18 protein-coding genes are annotated in these 20,199 nt (G+C 71.9%); 9 read left to right on the forward strand and 9 right to left on the reverse strand.

Annotated features, from left to right (window positions below; translation table 11 throughout):
- Positions 1–136 precede the first annotated feature (136 nt).
- The 5 genes from rsfS to leuS form a co-directional block, all read right to left on the reverse strand.
- A complete protein-coding gene (rsfS, locus tag BLV01_RS03780; RefSeq protein WP_091794130.1) occupies positions 137–568 on the reverse strand; it encodes a ribosome silencing factor in 432 nt (143 codons plus the stop codon).
- Positions 569–653: 85 nt separating this feature from the next.
- The gene (nadD, locus tag BLV01_RS03785; protein ID WP_091794132.1) at positions 654–1,313 is read right to left on the reverse strand and encodes a nicotinate-nucleotide adenylyltransferase; all 660 of its coding nucleotides are present in this window, start codon (positions 1,311–1,313) and stop codon (positions 654–656) included.
- A gap of 16 nt (positions 1,314–1,329) precedes the next feature.
- Positions 1,330–2,376, reverse strand: a complete 1,047-nt coding sequence (gene holA / locus BLV01_RS03790) for a DNA polymerase III subunit delta (RefSeq protein WP_091794134.1) — start codon at positions 2,374–2,376, stop codon at positions 1,330–1,332.
- A gap of 40 nt (positions 2,377–2,416) precedes the next feature.
- Positions 2,417–2,899, reverse strand: a complete 483-nt coding sequence (gene lptE / locus BLV01_RS03795) for an LPS-assembly lipoprotein LptE (RefSeq protein ID WP_231736133.1) — start codon at positions 2,897–2,899, stop codon at positions 2,417–2,419.
- Positions 2,900–3,082: 183 nt separating this feature from the next.
- A complete protein-coding gene (leuS, locus tag BLV01_RS03800; RefSeq protein ID WP_091794139.1) occupies positions 3,083–5,863 on the reverse strand; it encodes a leucine--tRNA ligase in 2,781 nt (926 codons plus the stop codon).
- A gap of 190 nt (positions 5,864–6,053) precedes the next feature.
- Here leuS and BLV01_RS03805 point away from each other — a divergent pair, with 190 nt between their 5' ends.
- Positions 6,054–7,823 carry a sensor domain-containing diguanylate cyclase gene (locus BLV01_RS03805; protein ID WP_091794141.1) on the forward strand — a complete coding sequence of 590 codons (1,770 nt, stop codon included), beginning with the start codon at positions 6,054–6,056 and terminating at the stop codon, positions 7,821–7,823.
- Between the two features lie 175 nt (positions 7,824–7,998).
- Here BLV01_RS03805 and BLV01_RS26085 read toward each other — a convergent pair whose 3' ends face one another.
- Positions 7,999–8,169: a hypothetical protein gene (locus BLV01_RS26085; protein ID WP_175485761.1), complete on the reverse strand. Its 171-nt coding sequence runs from the start codon at positions 8,167–8,169 to the stop codon at positions 7,999–8,001.
- 241 nt (positions 8,170–8,410) lie between these two features.
- A complete protein-coding gene (locus tag BLV01_RS03810; RefSeq protein WP_091794143.1) occupies positions 8,411–8,641 on the reverse strand; it encodes a hypothetical protein in 231 nt (76 codons plus the stop codon).
- A 334-nt stretch (positions 8,642–8,975) separates the two neighbouring features.
- On the opposite strand from BLV01_RS03810, the gene BLV01_RS03815 reads away from it, so the two are divergent.
- Together BLV01_RS03815 and BLV01_RS03820 are read left to right on the forward strand one after the other, a co-directional pair.
- A complete protein-coding gene (locus tag BLV01_RS03815) occupies positions 8,976–10,292 on the forward strand; it encodes a metal-dependent hydrolase family protein (protein ID WP_091794145.1) in 1,317 nt (438 codons plus the stop codon).
- A 601-nt stretch (positions 10,293–10,893) separates the two neighbouring features.
- Positions 10,894–11,121: a hypothetical protein gene (locus tag BLV01_RS03820; RefSeq protein WP_091794147.1), complete on the forward strand. Its 228-nt coding sequence runs from the start codon at positions 10,894–10,896 to the stop codon at positions 11,119–11,121.
- 10 nt (positions 11,122–11,131) lie between these two features.
- Here the strand turns inward: BLV01_RS03820 and BLV01_RS03825 are convergent, their stop codons facing one another.
- Complete coding sequence (locus tag BLV01_RS03825; protein WP_091794149.1) at positions 11,132–11,803, reverse strand: DUF998 domain-containing protein; 672 nt, start codon at positions 11,801–11,803, stop codon at positions 11,132–11,134.
- A 100-nt stretch (positions 11,804–11,903) separates the two neighbouring features.
- Here BLV01_RS03825 and BLV01_RS03830 point away from each other — a divergent pair, with 100 nt between their 5' ends.
- The 6 genes from BLV01_RS03830 (at position 11,904) to BLV01_RS03855 (ending at position 18,856) form a co-directional block, all read left to right on the forward strand.
- Positions 11,904–12,770, forward strand: coding sequence for a tetratricopeptide repeat protein (locus tag BLV01_RS03830; protein ID WP_091794151.1), 867 nt, complete (start codon positions 11,904–11,906; stop codon positions 12,768–12,770).
- A gap of 475 nt (positions 12,771–13,245) precedes the next feature.
- Positions 13,246–13,695 carry a DUF4442 domain-containing protein gene (locus BLV01_RS03835; protein ID WP_091794153.1) on the forward strand — a complete coding sequence of 150 codons (450 nt, stop codon included), beginning with the start codon at positions 13,246–13,248 and terminating at the stop codon, positions 13,693–13,695.
- A gap of 197 nt (positions 13,696–13,892) precedes the next feature.
- Positions 13,893–15,914, forward strand: coding sequence for a bifunctional serine/threonine-protein kinase/formylglycine-generating enzyme family protein (locus BLV01_RS03840; RefSeq protein WP_217633436.1), 2,022 nt, complete (start codon positions 13,893–13,895; stop codon positions 15,912–15,914).
- 265 nt (positions 15,915–16,179) lie between these two features.
- Positions 16,180–16,872 carry a DUF502 domain-containing protein gene (locus tag BLV01_RS03845; protein WP_091794157.1) on the forward strand — a complete coding sequence of 231 codons (693 nt, stop codon included), beginning with the start codon at positions 16,180–16,182 and terminating at the stop codon, positions 16,870–16,872.
- On the forward strand, positions 16,869–18,047 hold the full coding sequence (locus BLV01_RS03850) for a PQQ-dependent sugar dehydrogenase (RefSeq protein ID WP_139178429.1): 1,179 nt from the start codon (positions 16,869–16,871) through the stop codon (positions 18,045–18,047). Before BLV01_RS03845 ends, BLV01_RS03850 begins: the two co-directional genes overlap by 4 nt.
- Positions 18,044–18,856, forward strand: a complete 813-nt coding sequence (locus BLV01_RS03855; protein ID WP_091794159.1) for a queuosine precursor transporter — start codon at positions 18,044–18,046, stop codon at positions 18,854–18,856. The genes BLV01_RS03850 and BLV01_RS03855 overlap by 4 nt, the downstream gene beginning before the upstream one ends.
- Positions 18,857–18,974: 118 nt before the next feature.
- On the opposite strand, the gene BLV01_RS03860 is transcribed toward BLV01_RS03855, so the two are convergent.
- Positions 18,975–20,183: a hypothetical protein gene (locus BLV01_RS03860; protein ID WP_091794160.1), complete on the reverse strand. Its 1,209-nt coding sequence runs from the start codon at positions 20,181–20,183 to the stop codon at positions 18,975–18,977.
- Between the last annotated feature and the right edge of the window lie 16 nt (positions 20,184–20,199).

Here is a 20,199-nt window from a genome sequence, read left to right on the forward strand (position 1 = left end):
AAGGTCGCGCGGTATGTGCGGTGGCGCGGTCGCGGCTTGCGCCGCTCCTACAAACGGCGACGCGTGGGATCGGCACCATGAAAAACGGCGCCCCGAGGCGCCGTTTTTCGTATCGCGCTGCAGTGTCGCCGACGCGTCAGTAACGCTCGCCGTCGTCCGACTCGCGGCCTTCCACGCCTTCCGGCGGCGGCGGCTGGTCGCCGACGGTCCACAGGCGTTCGAGCGCGTAGAACTCGCGCACGCGCGGCAGCATGACGTGCACGACCACGTCGCCGAGGTCGACCAGCACCCATTCGGCCTCGCGCTCGCCCTCCACGCCCAGCGGCATGACATCGAGGTTCTTGGCGAACTTGACGACTTCGTCGGCGATCGACTTGACGTGCCGGGTCGAAGTGCCGGAGGCGATCACCATGTAGTCGGTGACGCTGCTCTTGCCGCGCACGTCGATTTCCACGACATCCTTGGCCTTGAGTTCTTCCACCGCGGCGTGGACCGTCTTGAGCACCAACTCGGTCGGCGGCGGCGGGTTCGGCAACTGGGTCTTGATGACTTGGGCTTGACTGGTCAAGAGGGTACGGCTCGTGGTTCGGAAGATGTGCGCCGATTATACCCAAGGCCCCCGCAGCGGCGCTGCGGACCGGGCGCCGGGGCGTTCAGGCGGGGGTCGCGCCGCGGCCGGCGACGACGCCGTAAAGGCCGCATTGCCGGATATAGGCGGCGACCGCGGGCGGCACGAAGGCGTCCCAGGGCCGGCCGGCGGCGATGAACTCGCGCACCTGGCTGGCCGATTCGGCGTGCAGCGGCTGCTTGAGCCGGTAGACGCGCCCGGCCGGGGCCTGGCGCAGGCTGGCCGGGTCGGCGGTCTCGCGGCCGGGTGCGATGGCTTCGATGCGGGCGGCGTCGAGCGGGCTGCCCGGTCGTTCGGCGACGACGAAATGGGCCAGCCCGAACAGCGCCTCCCATTCGCGCCACTTGGGCAGGTCGAGAAAGCTGTCGGCGCCGACCAGCAGCGCCAGCGGGCGCTCGGGGCCGAACTCCCGGCGCGCCTCGCGCAGGGTCTCGACGGTGTAGGAGCGGCCCTCGCGGCGCAGTTCGCGCCGGTCCACGGCCAGGCCGGCTTCGTCGGCCACGGCCAGGTCGAGCATGTGCGCGCGCTGCTGCGCGTCGGCGCCGGGCGCGGCGCGGTGCGGCGGGTCGGCGGCCGGCATCAGCCGCACCTGCGCGGCCAGCGCGTCGCGCGCGGCGCGGGCGACGGCGAGGTGGCCGTCGTGGATCGGGTCGAAGGTGCCGCCGTAGAAGACCGCCAGGCTCATCGCCGCCGCGCGCCGTTCAGTGCGCGGCGACCGCGAGCAGGCGCAGCGCGCGCGGCTCGGCCACCGCCAGCAGCAGCCGTTCCAGCGCGACCCAGGCGTCGCCGGCCTCGCGGCCCTTGGCCATGCGGTCCACGCGCCCGGCCTGGACCAGCAGCGCTTCCCAGCGGCGCGCGTCGTGGCGCTGCAGGGCGCGGCGGTACATCGGCTGCTTGGAATCCCAGATGCGCTGGGCCTTGAACTCGGACGACAGGTTGCCGCCGCGCGCCGAGACCCGCGCCAGCGCGGCGGTGCGCTGCAGTTCCATCACCACCATGCCCAGCAGCGCCGGCACCGCTTCGCCTTCGGCGCGCAACCCGGCGAGCATGCGCGAGACCTGCCCGCCCTGCCCGTTCATGGCCGCGTCGAGCACCCGGAACACGTCGAAGCGCGCCGCGTCGGCGACCAGCGCCTGCATGCGCTCGACGGTGAGGGTGTCGCCGTCGGACAACAGCGCCAGCTTGTCGACTTCCTGCGCGGCCGCGAGCAGGTTGCCTTCGACCCGGTCGGCCAGGCTCTGCACCGCGTCGCGGTCGGCGCGCAGGCCGCGCTGGCGCAGGCGGCGCTCGATCCATTCGGGCAGTTCGTGCGGCTTGATCGCCCAGGCCACGGCGATGTGGCCGCGGCGGCCGATGGCTTCGCTCCACTTGCCGCCGTGCTGCTTGCTCCATTCGCCGGCGGTGACCAGCAAGGTCGCGTCGTGCGGCGGATCGGCGCAGAAATCGGCGATGACTTCGGCCCCCTCTTTGCCCGGCTTGCCGCTGGGCAAACGCAGTTCCAGCAGGCGCCGGCTGGCGAACAGGCTCGGCGCGCGGAAGCTCGCCGACAGCGCGTTCCAGTCGGGCTCGCGCTGGTTGCCTTCGGCTTCGAACACTTCGCGCTCGCCGATGCCCTGGGCGCGCGCGGCGGCGCGCACGGCGTCGGCGGCTTCGAGCACGCGCAGCGGCTCGGGGCCGGCGATCAGGTAGGCCGGGCGCAACGGTTCCTGGTCGAGTTGGGCGACCAGGCGTTCGGGGGTGAGTTCCATGACGGCGGCCTCGCGCGTCGGGCGCAGCGCGGCGGGCGGCTCAGCGCCGCTCGACGACCGCGCCGCGCTCGGTCACCGCGCCGATCCGGCGCAGCACCGCCGAACTCATCTCGCGGCGCATTTCGCGCATGAGGATCTCGCGCTCGCCTTCGGTGCCGATCGCGTTGGTCGGGTTCGACACGTAGTCGCGCGACAGCTCGATGCTCTGGCGCGGCACCAGCGGCTTGCCGTCGGACTTGCGCAGTTCGAACACCACCGCGTAGCGCAGGCTGTATTCCTGCACGCGGCCGAGTTCGTCGAGCGCGGCCGGGGTGTCGCCCCAGCGTTCGGACATCAGGTCCAGCACCGCCACTTCGGTCGAGCCGTCCTGGGCCGGCACCGCGCCGGCGCGGGTCAGGGCCTGGGCCAGCGATTCGGCCAGCGGGCTGTAGCGGTCCACCGAGACCACCCGCACCGGGCCGAGGTCCGGCGGCAGGGTCAGGGCCTGGCGCAATTGGAAGCCGCAGGCCGACAGGGCCAGCACGAGAGCCGCAAGCGACGTGCGGGCGAGAAGGGAGCGAGGCGTCATGGGTCGAAGTCTGGACGAGGCGGCCGTGGGCAGCAATAGCGAAGGCTGAACCGTGCGACGCGGTGCGCGCGGCCGCCGCAGGGCCGCGCACGTGCCGGGCGCCGCCGCGGGCGGCAGCGCCCTTGCCGCGGCGCGGGCTCAGCCGGCGACGATGTTGACGATCTTGCCCGGCACCACGATCACCTTGCGCACGCTCAGGCCTTCCAGGTACTTGGCCGCGTTCGGCTCGGCCAGCGCCAGCGCCTCGATCTCTTCCTTGGCGGCGCCGACCGCGACCTCGATGGTGCCGCGCAGCTTGCCGTTGACCTGCACCGCCAGGGTCGCGCTGTCGCGGGTCAGCGCGGCCGGGTCGGCCTGCGGGAAGGCGATGTCCTCCAGCAGGGTCTCGGCGTGGCCCAGCGTCTGCCACAGCGCGTGGCTGGTGTGCGGGGTGATCGGGTTGAGCAGCAGCACGATCGCCTCCAGCGCCTCCTGGCGCAGGGCGCGGCCGTTGCCGCTGGCGTCGTCGAACTTGTACAGGTGGTTGAGCAGTTCCATCACCGCGGCGATCGCGGTGTTGAAGCTGTGGCGTCGGCCGTAGTCGCCGCCGACCTTCTGCACGGTCTCGTGGATCTGGCGGCGCAGGGTCTTCTGCGGCGCGGTCAGCGCGGCGGCGTCGAGCGCCGGCGCGGGGCCGGCGTCGGCGTGGCGCTGCACCGCGGTCCACAGCCGGCGCATGAACCGCGCCATGCCTTCCACGCCGGCCTCGTTCCACTCCAGCGACTGGTCCGGCGGCGCGGCGAACATCGAGAACAGGCGCACGGTGTCGGCGCCGAACTTGTCGACCATCAGCTTCGGATCGACGCCGTTGTTCTTCGACTTGGCCATCTTCTCGATGCCGCCGATCTCGACCGGCAGGCCGTCGGCCTTGAGCGTCGCGCCGACGATGCGGCCGCGCTCGTCGCGGCTCACCTCGACGTCGGCCGGGTTGAACCAGTCTTCCTTGCCCTTCGGCCCGCGGAAGTAGGTCTCGGCGATCACCATGCCCTGGGTCAGCAGGTTCACCGCCGGCTCGTCGCTGTCGACCAGGCCCTGGTCGCGCATGAGCTTGTGGTAGAAGCGGAAATACATCAGGTGCAGGATCGCGTGCTCGATGCCGCCGATGTACTGGTCCACCGGGGTCCAGTACTTGGCCCGCGCGTCGACCTGCTCGGCCGCGCCGGGCGAGGTGTAGCGCGCGTAGTACCAGCTCGACTCCATGAAGGTGTCGAAGGTGTCGGTCTCGCGCTCGGCGGCGCCGCCGCAGTTCGGGCAGGCGGTCTTGCGCCAGTTCGGATCGGCCTTGATCGGCGAGGCGACGCCGCTGAACTCGACGTCTTCCGGCAGCACCACCGGCAGCTGGTCTTCCGGCACCGGCACGTCGCCGCACTTCGGGCACAGGATCACCGGGATCGGGCAGCCCCAGTAGCGCTGGCGGCTCACGCCCCAGTCGCGCAGGCGGTAGTTGACCCGGCGGTTGCCGCGGCCTTCGGCCTCGAAACGCGCGGCCAGGGCGTCGAGCGCCTGCTGGAAGTCCATTCCGTCGTACTCGCCGGAATTGACCAGCCAGCCGCGCTCGGTCCACGGCCCGCGCTCGACGATGCCGCTGTGGAATTCCTCGACCACCTGCACCGCCGCGGCGGTGTCGTACACGTCCAGCGCCGGCGCGCCGCCCAGGGCGCTGGCCATCGGGTCGGCGTGCGCGGACAGGTCGCGGCCGATCTCGGCCAGCGCGTCGCGCACCGCGTCGGGCACGATCACGGTCTTGATCGGCAGCTGATAGCGCTGGGCGAATTCCCAGTCGCGCTGGTCGTGGCCGGGCACGGCCATGACCGCGCCGGTGCCGTAGTTCATCAGCACGAAGTTGGCCACGTACACCGGCAGGTGTTCGCCGGTGACCGGGTGCACCGCGCGCAGGCCGGTGTCGCGGCCGCGCTTTTCCTGGGTTTCCAGTTCGGCCTCGGACACGCCGCCCTGGCGCAGCTCGGCGATGAAGGCGGCGAGGTCGGAGTCGGTCTGCGCGGCGTGCGCGGCCAGCGGATGCTCGGCGGCGACCGATACGTAGGTCGCGCCCATCAGGGTGTCGGGACGGGTGGTGAACACCACCAGGTCGTTCAGCGCGGCATCGACCGGGCGGCCGTCGTCCTCGACCACGTCGAAGCGGATCTCCAGGCCTTCGCTGCGGCCGATCCAGTTGCGCTGCATGGTCTTGACCGCATCCGGCCAGCCCGGCAGCGCGTCCAGGCCGTCGAGCAGCTGCTGGGCGTAGTCGGTGATCTTGAGGAACCACTGCGGGATTTCGCGCTTCTCCACCAGCGCGCCGGTGCGCCAGCCGCGGCCGTCGACGACCTGTTCGTTGGCCAGCACGGTCTGGTCGACCGGGTCCCAGTTCACCACCGAGTTCTTGCGGTAGGCCAGGCCCTGCTTCATCAGCCGCACGAACATGCGCTGCTCGTGGACGTAGTAGTCCGGCGTGCAGGTGGCGAACTCGCGCGACCAGTCGATCGCGTAGCCCATGGTCTTGAGCTGCGCCTTCATGTGGGCGATGTTGGCGTAGGTCCACTTGGCCGGCGCGGTCTTGTTCTTGATCGCGGCGTTCTCGGCCGGCAGGCCGAACGCGTCCCAGCCCATCGGCTGCAGCACGTTGAAGCCGGTCATGCGCTTGTAGCGGCTGATCACGTCGCCGATGGTGTAGTTGCGCACGTGGCCCATGTGCAGCGCGCCGGAGGGATACGGCAGCATCGACAGGCAGTAGTACTTGGGCTTGGCCGAGTTCTCGTCGACCTCGAACGCGCGGGTCTGGTCCCAGTAGCGCTGGGCGGCGGCCTCGAGGGCGGCCGGCTCGAAGGGCCGGGAATCGTGCTGGGGGTCGTGCGGAGCGGGGGCGGCGGCGTCGGACACAGGCGTGGCGATGGCGATGGGGCAGGACCGGCAAGCCTACCGCAGCGCACAAAAGCCCGCCACGCATCGCGCCGCACGCGGCCGGCGCGGGACCGCCGGCGGCCGCGGCGCGACCGCCGGCGCGCCGTCCGCGCGGCGGCCCGGCCCGGGTATGGGAAGATGACCCGGTCGGACCGCCCCCGAGCCCGCCTTGGCCCAGCCTTCGCCGCCCGCGTCCCCTCCCCCGCCGCCGTCGCGGCTGGCGTCGCGCTATCGCGCCTACCGGCTGCCGGCGTTCGTACTGGCCGCGGCGCTGCTGGCCGCGGTCGGCGTGGCGACCGTGGCCGGCCTGCGCAGCTTCGCCAACAGCGCCGAGTGGGTCGAGCACTCCTACCAGGTCATCGCCGAGATCGAATCGACCCTGGCCGCGACCCGCACGGTCGAATCCAGCGCGCGCGGCTACCGCCTGACCGACCGCCCCGCCCTGCACGCCGAATACCTGGCCAGCATCCCCTCGGCGCTGAACCATTCCAGCGGCCTGATCGCGCTGACCCGCGACAACCCGCGCCAGCACCGCCTGGCCCGCGACGTCGAGCGGCGGGTGCGCCAGCGCCTGGCCGAGATCGACCGGCTGCTGGAAATGCACATGCGCGACCCGCAGCAGGCCCGGATCAGCAGCCAGACCAGCCACGGCGCCGAGCAGATGCGCGCGCTGACCGCGGTCGCCGACGCCATGCGCGAGTACGAGCGCGCGCTGCTGGCCGCGCGCGACGCGCGCACCGAGCGCAACGCCGCCCTGCTGACCGCGCTGGTGATCGGCGGCCTGCTGCTGGCGCTGAGCCTTTTGGCCCTGCTGATGCTCAACCTGTGGCAGGAGAACAAGCGCAGCCGCGCGCTCGAACGCGAGAGCCGGCAGGCGCTGGCCGAACTGGAGGCCTCCGCCGCCGAGCGCCAGCGCCTGACCGAGCGCCACCGCAGCCTGAGCCACTACGCCGGCCTGCTGCAGAGCTGCCAGACCCTGCAGGAAGCGATGGACATGACCGCCCACGTCATCGCCGACCTGATCCCGGAATTCGGCGGCCGCTGCTACATCCTGCGCGCCTCGCAGAACCTGGCCGAGACCGCCGCGCGCTTCGGCCGCGAGGCCATCGCCAGCGCCGACCTGCTGCACCCCGACGATTGCTGGGGGCTGCGCCGCGGCCGCCTCCACCGCAGCCAGGCCCACGACGGCGGCGTGCGCTGCGCCCACCTCGCCCGCGCCGACGCCGCTGCCGACGCCGCCGGCGGCGACCCGCGCTGGAGCCTGTGCGTGCCGCTGATGGCGCAGAACACCTCGCTCGGCCTGCTGTGCCTGAGCGGCGAGCGGCCGCCGCGCGAGGCCGACCTGGCCCTGATCCAGTCCATCGCCGAGCAGCTCAGCCTGGCGGTGGTCAACCTGCAACTGCGCGAGACCCTGCGCGTGCAGTCGCTGCGCGACCCGCTGACCGGGCTGTTCAACCGCCGCTACCTGGAAGAGAACCTGCAGCGCGAACTGCTGCGCTGCCAGCGGCGCAAGCTGCCGCTGTCGGTGCTGATGCTCGACGTCGACCACTTCAAGCGCTTCAACGATACCCACGGCCACGCCGCCGGCGACGCGCTGCTGGCGCGGGTCGGGCAGCTGATGCAGGAATTGGTGCGCAACGAGGACATCGCCTGCCGCTACGGCGGCGAGGAATTCACCATCGTCCTGCCCGAGGCCGACGCGGCGGCGGCGATGCAGCGCGCCGAGCAGATCCGCGCGGCGATCGCGGCGACCACCATCGTCCACCTGCGCCAGACCTTCGGCCCGGCGACCTGCTCGATCGGCCTGGCCACCAGCGCCGGCGACCGCGACACGCCGCAGCAACTGCTGCAGGCCGCCGATGCGGCGCTGTACCGGGCCAAGGCGGAAGGCCGCGACCGGGTCGTCGACGGCAACCGGCCCGCGGCGGCCCGCGCTTGAGCGCGGCCGCCGCCTGAGCGCCGCGACGCGCGGATGCGCGGGCGGCTGCAACCGTCGCGCTTTCGCGCCGGATCGCTGCGATACCGGGCGAACGCGCCGACGCTGAAACTTTTTCCGCGACGGCCCGGGGCGGCGAACCGCCCCGGGCCGGGATCGCGCGCCGCAGCGCGCTGGATCACACGCAGATGCGGGCGACCGGCTTGCCTTCCTTGTCGTACAGCAGCTTCTCGGTCTTGCCGATCGGGCACGGCACCGGCAAGGGCTTGAAGATCTGGGCGGCGGCGTGGGTGGCGAAGGCCAGCAGGCCGGCGGCGGCCAGGGCCGCGAAGAAACGCGATTTGCTCATGGGTGGTTCGACTCGCTGGGCGAACCGGAAATCTAGTGGCGATGACGTCGGAAGCCCCGGTCCGTATGGCCTCCCGCCGGCGCCCACCTTGCGCAAGCGCTGCCTTGCTGGCAAGTGCAACGGCTCAGGCGGACAGCGTTTTTTGGCAAAACCGGTTAAGGAAACGCAACCGCGCCGCCCCATCGCAAGCCAGCCCGCGACGGCTTCGCCGACCCTACGCCGGCGTGCGGCGACAACGCGCTCAGCCGGCCCGCGCCGGCGGCGGCGACGCGCTCGCCGCCCTGCAGGCCCACCGCAGCGAGCCGTCGGCCTGCGGCGCGGCGATGAGATGTTCGCCGCGGCGGCAGATCGCTGGTGTGTGCTTGGCCTGCTTGCCGCGGTCGGCGCCGCTGTTGCCTTCGCCGCTGGCCCAGGCCGCGCCGCAGGCCGCCAACGCCCGCAACGCGAGCGCCGCCACGGTGGTGTCGCGCATCGTCGTTCGCTCGCTCGAAGGCCGCGGCGGCCGCGGCGTGCGGCCAACCTGCGCGCCGGCGGCCGCAGCGGCAAGCGCCGGCGCGCGACAGCGGCACGCTGCCGCGCGGGCCGGCGCGCCGCGCGGGCGCCCTAGCCCGTTCGTCACGTTGACCCGCGGCCCGCGCGGCTTGCATGCTGGCCCGGCCCGGCGGCCGTGCAGGGGGATTCCGATGCGGCGCCGCGCGCCATGCTCCTGCGTTTCCACATCCGCGACGCGGCACGGACGGCGCCTCGCTGCCGCGGGCCTGCGCCCGCACGACGCCTCGCCCGCCCAAGACGGAACCGACCCGACCATGATCCGATCGCACGCCGCCGCACCGCTCGCCCTCGCCGTCCTGTCCTGCCTGTTCGCCGCCGCCGCGCACGCCGCGCCGGCGCCGGCCGAACCCACCGCGCTGCGCTGCGGCAAGCTGTTCGACGCGCGCAGCGGCAAGCTGCTGGGCGCGCACACCATCACCGTGCGCGACGGCAAGATCGCGCAAGTGCAGGCCGGCCTCAACGACGTCGCCGGCGCGCGCGCGGTCGATCTGTCGCAGCACACCTGCACCCCGGGCTGGACCGACCTGCACGTGCACCTGGGCGGCCAGTCCAGCGCGCAGAGCTATTCCGAAGGCTTCCGCCTGGACCCGGTCGACTTCGCCTTCCGCGCGGTCGGCTACGCCAACAAGACCCTGATGGCCGGCTTCACCAGCGTGCGCGACCTCGGCGGCGAAGTCAGCCCGCACCTGCGCGACGCGATCAACCAGGGCCTGGTCAGCGGCCCGCGCATCTGGGCCGCGGGCAAGTCCATCGCCACCACCGGCGGCCACGCCGATCCCACCAACGGCATGAACGATGCGCTGTCGCACCTGATCGGCCCGCCCGGCCCGACCGAGGGCGTCATCAACTCCATCGACGACGCCCGCCAGGCGGTGCGCCAGCGCTACAAGGAAGGCAGCGACGTCATCAAGATCACCGCCACCGGCGGCGTGCTGTCGTATGCAAAATCCGGCGACGCGCCGCAGTTCACCGTCGACGAGGTCAAGGCCATCGTCGACACCGCCAAGGACTACGGCTATCGCGTCGCCGCGCACGCGCACGGCGAGGAAGGCATGAAGCGCGCGGTGCTCGGCGGCGTCACCAGCATCGAGCACGGCACCTACATGAGCCCGGAGGTCATGTCGCTGATGAAGCAACGCGGGACCTGGTACGTGCCGACCATCTACGCCGGCCGCTTCGTCGCCGACAAGGCCAAGATCGACGGCTACTTCCCCGACGTGGTGCGGCCGAAGGCGGCGCGGATCGGCGCGATGATCCAGCAGACCGCGGCCAGCGCCTACAAGAACGGGGTCAAGATTGCGTTCGGCACCGACATGGGCGTGGGCCCGCACGGCGACAACGCGCGCGAGTTCGTTTACATGGTCGAAGCCGGCATCCCGGCGGCGGTGGCGCTGCAGGCGGCGACGATCCGCGCGGCCGAAGTGCTCGGCGTCGAGGACCAGGGCACGATCGAGGCCGGCAAGCGCGCCGACATCGTCGCGGTCAAGGGCGACCCGATCGCCGACATCAACACCGTGCTCGACGTGGCGTTCGTGATGAAGGACGGCACGGTGTACAAGCAGGCGCTGTAAGCCGCGCCGCATCCGCATCCAAACCCCGGTCGCGCAGGCGGCCGGGGTTTTTCGTTGCCGGCGCGAGCGGCGCGATCTGCGTCGAGAGCGTCGGGCCTGAAGGCCCTCGCGCAACGGCAGGCCAGAGCGTCGGCGTTTGTGGGAGGGCCTTCAGGCCCGATGCTTTGCGCTGCGTCCGCCGCGCCATTGCACACCGGCTTCACGCCCGCGATCCCAGTTCCGGCGATCGCGCCGCCGCCCGGCCCGGGCGCGTGCGCCCGGTCACGGCGAACGGCGGCGGCGCCGTGCCATAACCCAGTCGGCGCCCAGAGCGCGCCGTGCGCCGCAAGCCGCCTTCGCTCCGCATGCTCCCGCAGCCGCACCACCCGCAGAAACGGAATTCGCCGATGCCGCAACCGCGCGCCGCCGCGCCGTGCGGTCAGGACGGGTTCCCGCGCTGATCGATCGTTTCCATGCCGATGCCGCAGCAAGGTCCGCCGCGGGTGCGCCCGCGGCAGGCGCCGATTACGACCGACCTTGCTGCGGCGCCGGCGCCCGCCGCGGACGCCGCCCGCGTCCGCAGCGCATCGCCCGCCACCGCCCGCAACGAAAGGACTCGACCATGCAGCTGCGCCCTGCCTTCCCGCTGCGACGCGCGTCGGTCGCGCTCGCCGTCGCCGCGTTCGCCTGCGGCTTCGCCGCGGTGTCGACGGCCGCCGCGGCCTGTCCCTGCTTCGCCGAACAACGCCAGTGCCTGGCCGACGCGGCCTCGCCGCTGGAACGGCGCATGTGCAAGCTGGAATTCGACCGCTGCATGCAACGCGCCTGCCCGGCGCCGCGCGCGGGTTGAGCGCGACGCCTCAGCGCGGCGCGCGCGCCGCGGCGAGGTAGGCCGCCAGCCACGCCAGCAGGGCCACCCGCTGCGCCGGCGCCGCCGGCACCAGGCGCGCGTCGGCCGCGATCACCGCCAAGGCCACCACCGCGGCCGCGGCCAGCGCGATCGCGCCGAAGCGGCGCCACGCCGGCGCGGCCAGCGCGCTCCACGCCAGCAACGCCGCGCCCGGCGCGAACGCCAGCCACCACAGCAGCCAGGCCAGCGCGTGCAGGCGGCTGGCCTGCGCGTCGAGGTCCTGCGGGTCGAGCACGACGACGCCCTGCGCCGCCCACGCCAGCGCCGACCACAGCCACAGCCAGGCGCCGATCCGCGCCAGCGCGCGCTGGCCGCGCGCGGCCCCGGCCAGGCGCCAGGCCACCCAGGCCATCACCAGCCCCGGCCCGACAAAGCCCAGCAGGTTGAACGCCAGTGCGCGCGGAATGCCGCGCGCGCCGAGCAGGCCGGGCGGGTGCTGCCAGTGCGAATAGCCCTCCAGCGCCGCGCCGAAACCCAGCAACGCGGCCACGCAGCACAGCGCGGCGGCCAGCGCCAGCGCGAACGCGCGGGCGTCGCCGCCGGCGTTCGCGCCGATGGCGCTGGATCGTTCGGATTTCGAGCCGCCTGGGCGCGCGCCGGGAGAATCGGATGAGGCCTTCATCGCGACATGCTAGCGTGCGCGGCTCGCGGCGCGCTTGCCTCGCGCCGCCCGCGTCCCCACTTGTAGGGACGAATCCGCTATCGAGTCCACGAGCCCGCCGATGACCGCCAACGCCGCCACGCCCCACGTATTCGACGCCACCACCGAAGGTTTCCAGCAGGACGTGCTGCAACAGTCGCTGCAGGTCCCGGTCCTGATCGACTTCTGGGCCGAATGGTGCCAGCCGTGCAAGACCCTGGGCCCGATCCTGGAAAAGCTGGCCGGCGAATACAACGGCGCGTTCGTGCTGGCCAAGGTCGACGTCGAGGCCGAACAGCAGCTCGGCGCCGCGTTCCAGATCCGCTCGATCCCGACCGTGTACCTGATGAAGGACGGCCAGCTCGTCGACGGCTTCGCCGAAGCGCTGCCGGAAAGCGTGGTGCGCGAGTTCCTCAAGTCGCACGGCATCGAGCCGGCCGCGGCCGCCGAGCCGGAGCCGGTCGAAGCCGCGCCGGCGGACCCGCACGCCGAGGTGGTGCGCCTGCGCCGCGAGAGCGCCGAGCAGCCCGACAAGCCCGAGCTCAAGCTCGATCTCGCCCTGGCCCTGCTGGCCACCGGCGCCCAGGCCGAGTCGGAACAGCTGCTCGACGCGCTGCCGGCCAACCTCGCCACCGACGACCGCAGCGTGCGCGCCCGCGCCAAGCTCGGCTTCCTCGCCGTGGTCCGCGACGCGCCGCCGGCCGCGACCCTGGAAGCGACCCTGGCCGCCACGCCGGAGGATTCCCAGGCCCGCTACCTGCTCGGCGCGCGCCTGATCGCCGCCGGCCAGGACCAGGCGGGGCTGGAGCAGCTGATCGAACTGCTGCGCCGCGACCGCGGCTTCCAGGAAGGCCTGCCGCGCAAGGCGTTGATCGACGCGTTCCGGGTGGTCGCGGACGAGGACCTGGTCGGGGTGTACCGGCGCAAGATGTCGGCGCTGTTGTTCTGACGTTGAGGGTCGGCTCGGCCAAGCCCGACCGGGCTTGGCTGGCGGCTGGATCTGGTTCGGATCGTGCCCGCGTCCTGCGCAGCGGGATCGCCCGCTCGGCTCCGCGAGCGTCGTTGCGGCAAAAACCAGAACCCATTTCGACTTGGCGATGCTGTCTTCTGCCACTCGAAAGAGGCAATAGCTCAAGCCGTCCAGGCCGCCGCAAAACCCTGATTTTTATAGCCATAACGAAAGACGCGAGCTTATTCGCGCTTGCCCCGGCAACCGGCGCTCAAGCAAAGACCCACTCAAAATTGGATTTAGCTTTCGCCGCAACGGCGGTAGTCGGCGCGGCGGCAGAGGCCGGCCGGCTTGACCCCGCCTCGCCGCCACCGGCGACGCGGCGAACGCGCGCCGCCCAGCGCGCCGTGCCCGGACTTCCAACTATACGCATCCGTATGGCAGACTGACCGCGCCTCTCCCACGCCACGAGCGCATGAAAGCCAGCACCCTGCGATTCGGCCTCAACCTGTGGCCGCCGTTCCTGTTCACCGGCGTGCACGTCGCCGCGATCTCGCCGGACTACCGCCATGCCGCGGTCGAACTGCGCATGCGCCCGTGGAACCGCAACTACGTCGGCACCCACTTCGGCGGCAGCCTGTTCGCGATGACCGACCCGTTCTGGATGCTGCTGGCGATGAACGCCCTGGGCCGCGACTACATCGTCTGGGACCGCGCCGGCAGCATCGAATTCCTCAAGCCCGGCCGCGGCACCGTGACCGCGCGCTTCGACCTGTCCGACGAGATCCTGGACGAACTGCGCGCGGCGACCGCCGGCGGCGACAAATACCTGCGCTGGTTCGACAACGACATCGTCGATGCCGCCGGCGAGACCGTCGCCAAGGTCCGCAAACAGCTCTACGTGCGGCGCAAGCGCGACCGTTGAGCGGCCGGCGCCGCCGGCCAGGCGCATCCGCGACCCGCCTCGCCATTCCCGGTTGCGCCCTGCGGTATGGAAGCACTGTCAGAAACCACGCCTGGGCCCCACTCAGGCTTGTAAACGCGGGCACTTAAAAGCCACACTAATCGTCACGCGGGCACTGCCGCAGCGTTATGCTGCGCAGTCGCGACACGGGGCCGCGAATGTCCAACAGCACAATTCCATCCGATGCCCAACGCGCGCCGATGCCGGAGATCGCCGGCTATCGATTGCGCGAGATCATCAATCACGGCGGCTCGTCCACGGTCTACCTGGGCGAGCAAAGCGCATTGGGGCGCGAGGTCGCGATCAAGATCATGCTTCCGCACGCGCTGGCCGACGAGGTCAGCCGGCGCCGCTTCGAGAACGAAGTGCGCACCATCGCGCGGCTGGAACACCCGCACGTGGTCAGCATCCACGAAGTCGGCCGCACCCGCGACGGGCTGCCGTACTACGCCATGCCCTACCTGCCGCGCGGCCACCTGGGCAAGCGCATCGAGCAGGGCTTCGCCCGCGGCGAGGCCGACGTGGTGGCGATCGCCGAACCGCTGCTGGCGGCGCTGGAATACGCCCACGCCCGCGGCGTCGTGCATCGCGACGTCAAGGCCGAGAACGTCCTGTTCGACAACAGCGAACGGCCGCTGCTGGCCGACTTCGGCATCGCCCTGCGCCGCGGTTTCGGCGCGCGCATGACCGCCACCGGCCTGGCCGTGGGCAGCACCGCCTACATGGCGCCGGAGCAGGCCCGCGGCGAGGAAGTCGACGGCCGCGCCGATCTTTACAGCCTGGGCGTGCTGATCTGGGAAATGCTGACCGGCCGGCTGCCGTTCGAGGCGCCCGACGCGCTGTCGATGGCGGTGATGCACGCGCAGAACCCGATCCCGAAGCTGCCGCCGCCGCTCAAGCACTGGCAGCGCTTCATGAACCGCGCCCTGGCCAAGCAGCCCGAGCAGCGGTTCGAGCACGCCGCCGAGATGGCCCAGGCGGTGACCGAGATCAAGCAGCGCGGGCAGCTCAGCGGCGTCGGCCGCGCCCTGGTCGCGCTGCGCCCGCTCAAGCGCTGGGCCACCCCGGCCTGGGCCGGGCTGGCGGTGGCCGCGGTCGGCGTGGTCGCGGTCGGCTTCGGCCTCAACCAGGTCGAGAAGGACGGTTTCTTCCGGGTCGAGTCCAAGCCCGCCGCCAGCGCCGCGGCGCCGGCCGCGCCGGACCCGACCCAGGCGATGATGGCGCCGCTGCCGCAGGCGCCGCTGCAGGATTCGCTGCAGGCCGCGCGCAGCTACATCGCCGACGGCCGCCTGGCCGCGCCGGCCGACGCCAACGCCTACAACAGCCTGCTCACCGCCTGGCACCTGGACAGCACCAACCCGGAAGTGGCGGTGGTGGTCGAGGAACTCACCCAAGCCTTCGGCGAAGCGCTCGCGCGCGACCTGCGCGAGGGCCGCGACCAGCAGGCGCGCCAACACCTGGTCAACGCCACCGCGCTGGGCCAGCAGACCGGCACCGCCGACTCGGCCGCGCAGCGCGCGCTGCGCGAGAAGGCCGCGCAGGCGCTGCAGGCGCGGCTGGACCAGGCCGCGCGCCGCGGCGACGGCGGCGACGCCGGCAAGGTGATCGCGCTGGCCGACGAATTCGCCCTGCCGCGCACGGTCTCGACCAAGCTCATCGCGCAGGCGCGCGGCATCGCCGGCGACGGCACGGTCGCGCGCGGCGCGGTCGCGGCCGCCGCGGCGGCGCCGGCGGCGAGCGTGGCGGTCAGCTTCAACCCGCGCCCGGTCAGCCGCGGCGAGTTCGCCCGCTTCGCCAGCGCCAACCAGCGCTCGCCGGCGCTGTGCCGCGAACGCGCCTCGCTGCTGCGGGTGCTGGCGCCGAAGGACTGGAAGGCGCCGGGCTTCGACCAGACCGAATCCGAGCCGGTGGTGTGCGTGTCGATCGCCGACGCGGAAGCCTATGCGCAGTGGTACAGCCAGCAGACCGGCCGCCGCTACCGCCTGCCCACCGCCGAGGAAGCGCAACGCATGCCGCTCAGCGGCGGGCGCTCGCTGTCGATGTGGTCGGGCGACTGCGGGCGCAACTGCCAGCAGCGCCAGGTCGGCGGCAATTCCTGGCGCAGCGCGCAGGCGCAGCGGCCGCTGAGCGCGGGACGCGGGTACGACGACGTCGGCTTCCGCCTGGTGCGCGAGCGCTGAGGCCTGGCGGCGTCGGCAGGTGCGTGCGAAGCCCTCCCTCGCGGAGGGCTTTTGCTTTTGTGGCAGGGCCTTCAGGCCCGATGCCTTTCGCCCAGTTCGCGAAGGCCTGAGCGGAAAACATCGGGCCTGAAGGCCCTCCCACAACAGCGCGGCGCGACGACCTGGGCGAAAGGCTTCGGGCCTGAAGGCCCTCCCACAGAGGCCCGGGGCCTGAAGGCCCGCCGCAGGCAACTCCCGGCGCGCGCGCTCCCCTACAATCCGCGCCATGCGCCCGCCCAACCTGCAACGCCTGTTCCTCTCCGGCCTGTTGACCCTGCTGCCGATCTGGCTGACCTGGGTCGTGGTCAAGTTCGTGTTCGTGCTGCTGTCGGACATCAGCAAGCCGCTGGTGGAGCCGCTGCTGCGCGACGTCGCCCTCGCCCATCCGCAGGCGCTGGGCTGGCTCGGCGCGCAGTGGGTGCAAACCGCGCTGGCGCTGATCGCCACGGTCGCGGTGATCCTGCTCACCGGCGCGCTGGCCCGGCGCGTGGTCGGCCAGACCCTGCTGCGCTGGTTCGAATCGCTGATCCGCCGCATCCCGCTGGCCAGCACCATCTACGGCAGCGCGCGGCAGTTGCTCGACATCCTGCAGACCAAGCCCGACGGCACCCAGCGCGTGGTGCTGGTCGACTTCCCGCACACCGAGATGAAGTCGATCGGCTTCGTCACCAAGGTCATGCGCGAGGAAGGCAGCGGCCGCGAACTGGCCGCGGTGTACGTGCCGACCACGCCGAACCCGACCTCGGGCTACCTGGAGATCGTTCCGGTCGAGAAGATCACTCCGACCGACTGGAGCGTGGACCAGGCGATGAGCTTCATCATTTCCGGCGGCGCGGTGTCGCCGGCGACGATTCCCTTCTCCGTGCCCCCCGCGTCGGCCGCCAAGGCGGCCGCGCCCGACAAGGACGCCCCCCGATGACCCCACGTTCCGCGTTTTCGTTCTGCCTCGCCGCCGCGCTGGCGCTGCCCTTCGCCGCGGCCGCCGCCGCGCTGGCGCCGCATCCGGTCGCCCTCGACGACGGCCGCAGCTTCAGCCTCGACCTGCCGGCGGATCTCGAAATCGTGCCGGTGGTGCAAGGCCTCAAGCGCGTGCGCTTCTTCGCCCGCAGCCCCGACGGCCGCTTGTTCGTCACCGACCTGCACGACCTCAGCGACAACAAGCTCGGCCGGGTCTACGCGCTGGACGGCTGGGACGAAAAGAGCGAGCGCTACACCAAGGTCTCGGTGTACCTGGACAAGCAGCGCAATCCCAACAGCGTCGCCTTCCACACCGACGCCCGCGGCCAGCAATGGCTGTACGTGGCCAACACCGACAAGCTGCTGCGCTATCGCTACCGCAACGGCGACGTGAAGCCCTCGTCCGAACCCGAGACCCTGGCGACCTTCCCCGACTACGGCCTGAGCTACAAGTACGGCGGCTGGCATCTGACCCGCAGCCTGGCCTTCGGCGGCGGCAAGCTGTACGTGGCGGTCGGCAGCAGCTGCAACGCCTGCGTGGAAAAGGAAGAAGTGCGCGCGGCGATCGTGCAGATGAACCCCGACGGCAGCGGCCAGCGCACCTACGCGCGCGGCCTGCGCAACGCGGTCGGGCTGCTGTACCGCGACGGCCAGCTGTACGCGACCAACCAAGGCTCCGACCACCTCGGCGACGACAAGCCCGACGAGACCATGTTCGCGGTCAAGGACGGCGCCGACTACGGCTGGCCGTATTGCTACTTCAGCCGCGGCAAGGTCCTGGCCGATCCGAAGTTCCCGCGCAAGGAGGGCTGCGCAGCGGTGCCGAAAACCTTCGCGTATTTCCCCTCGCACGCCTCGGCGCTGGGGCTGACCTGGTTCCCGGCCAGCGACGGCGGCCAGCTGCGCGACGAGTTCGCGGTGGCGCTGCACGGCTCCAGCAAGCTCAAGCTCGGCCACGGCTACCGCATCGTCCGCGTCGGCGCCGACGGGCGCGCGCGCGGCGACCTGGTCAGCGGCTTCCTGCAGGGCGGCAAGTCCGTCGGCCGGCCCTGCGACGTGCTCGCGCTGGGCCGCGACAGCTTCCTGTTCACCGACGACAAGTCGGGGGTGATCTACAAGGTGAGGCCGAAGCGGTGAGCGCCGGCGAAAACAGCATCCCGTTCGCCACCGGCGAAGGCACGCGCACGCTGCAGGACCGCTCGCTGCGCTTGTTCATCGTGCTGTCCTCGTTCTTCTGCGTGAACGCGGCGCTGGCCGAGTTCATCGGGGTCAAGATCTTCGCCCTGGAAGACACGCTCGGGATCGCGCCGCTGCAGTGGAACCTGTTCGGCCAGACCGGCTCGCTGAACTTCACCGCCGGCACCCTGCTGTGGCCGGTGGTGTTCCTGATGACCGACGTCATCAACGAATTCTTCGGCCGCCGCGGCGTGCGCCTGATTTCGTGGCTGGCGGCGATGCTGATCGCCTACGGTTTCCTGTTCGCCTTCGCCGCGATCGCGCTGGCGCCGGCGGGCTGGTGGGTCACCGCGGCGCAGGCGCAGGGCGTGCCGGACTACCAGGCCGCGTTCGCGGCGATCTTCGGCCAGGGCATGTGGAGCATCGGCGGCTCGCTGGTGGCGTTCATGCTCGGCCAGCTGATCGACGTGGCGGTGTTCCACCGCATCCGCAGCGTCACCGGCGACAAGCACATCTGGCTGCGCGCGACCGGCTCGACCGCGGTGTCGCAACTGGTCGACAGCTTCGTGGTGCTGTACATCGCCTTCGTGCTCGGGCCGCAGCACTGGCCGATCCCGCAGTTCCTGGCGATCAGCACGGTCAACTACGGCTACAAGATGCTGGCGGCGTTCGCGATGATCCCGCTGATCTACCTGCTGCGGGTGTGGATCCACGGCTACCTGGGCCACGCGCGGGCCAAGCAGCTGCGCGACGAAGCCGCGGCGGACTGACCCAGAGCCGCGCTGGCAGGGGCTTCAGGCCCGGCACGAGGAAGCTTCGCACCGATGTGGGAGGGCCTTCAGGCCCGACGCCGTCCGATCCGACGGCCGCGATCCGCCATCGCGGCCGTCAGTAATCGCGCACCTCGTCGAACCACCGCTGCGCCTGTTCCTCGCTCACCCCCAGCGCCGCCACATGGGCGAGCTGGCTGAACTGCCACACCGCTTCGCCGATGTCCTCGCGCTCGCCGGTTTCGATGCCCTTGGCGCTGTTGAAGTGCGCGGCGAACGCGACGATGGCGGCCTTGGCCGCGTCTGCGTCGCGGGCCTGTTGCAGCGCCTGCAGCGCCGCGTCGTACGCGGCGTTCGCCGCCTTGGCGCTGCGGCCGCTCCAGCCCGCGAACGGCCGCCCGTATTCGCGCTGCCACCATTCGGGCTTGCGCAACTGGCTGACCGAGGTGTAGTCGCTCCACTCGCGCAGCTGCGCGCGCGCCTTGAGCTGCGCCTTCAACGATTTTCCGGCCGCCTCGTCGACGTTGTAGGCGATGAAACGGTCGAGCTTCGGCCAGCTCGCCAGCGCCGGCAAACCGCCCAGGTCGGGCGCGAAGCGGATTTCCAGGTTGTCCAGGTTCGGCAGTTCCGCCAGCGCCGCCCAGTCGCTGAAGCCGCCCCACAGCGACAGGCTCCGCAGCGCGGCGAAGCGCCCGATCCCCGCGAGCGAGATCGGCTGGCCCAGCGGGCCGGCGTGCAGCGACAGCGACCTGGCGCCGTGCAACAGGCCCAGCTCGGGCAAGACATACGGCGCATCGCTGCGGCGGCGCGACAGCGCCGGCAGCAGCGACAGCGTACCCGGCGCCGGACCCGCGGCGGTGAAGCGCGAAAGATCGCCGTACAGGCCCAGGCTGCCGCGTTCGGGCAGGGTCAGATGCAGATGCCCGGATACGCCGTCGAGCCGGATCTGCAGCGAGCGGATGTCGGCGCCGCCGCCATCGACGGCGCGCGCATCGGCGAACGCCGGCGCCCAGCTGAATTGCTCGATGCCGCGCTGCCGCGACCAGGCGAAGAAGCCGCTGTCGTCGCCGTGGTAGTCGATGTAGCGCGGCCACGCCGAGCCGGCCGGCGTGGCGAAAGGCTCGAACGCGCGCCAGTGGATCGGCTGGTCCGCGGCGACGTGCAGGTCGGCCTTCTTGCCCATGCGCGCCGGGCCGAGGATGAGATTGCCGCGACCGGGTTCGATGGTGAGGACGTGGCTGCGCGGCGCGGTCAGGTCGAGCAGGTAGCGGCCGACGTCGCTCACCGAGCCTGCGGGACGCGCGGACACATCGACAGGTGCGGGCATTGGGTTCTCCTTGGCG

It is taken from the genome of Lysobacter sp. yr284, assembly GCF_900107375.1.
Taxonomy (GTDB): Bacteria; Pseudomonadota; Gammaproteobacteria; order Xanthomonadales; family Xanthomonadaceae; genus Lysobacter.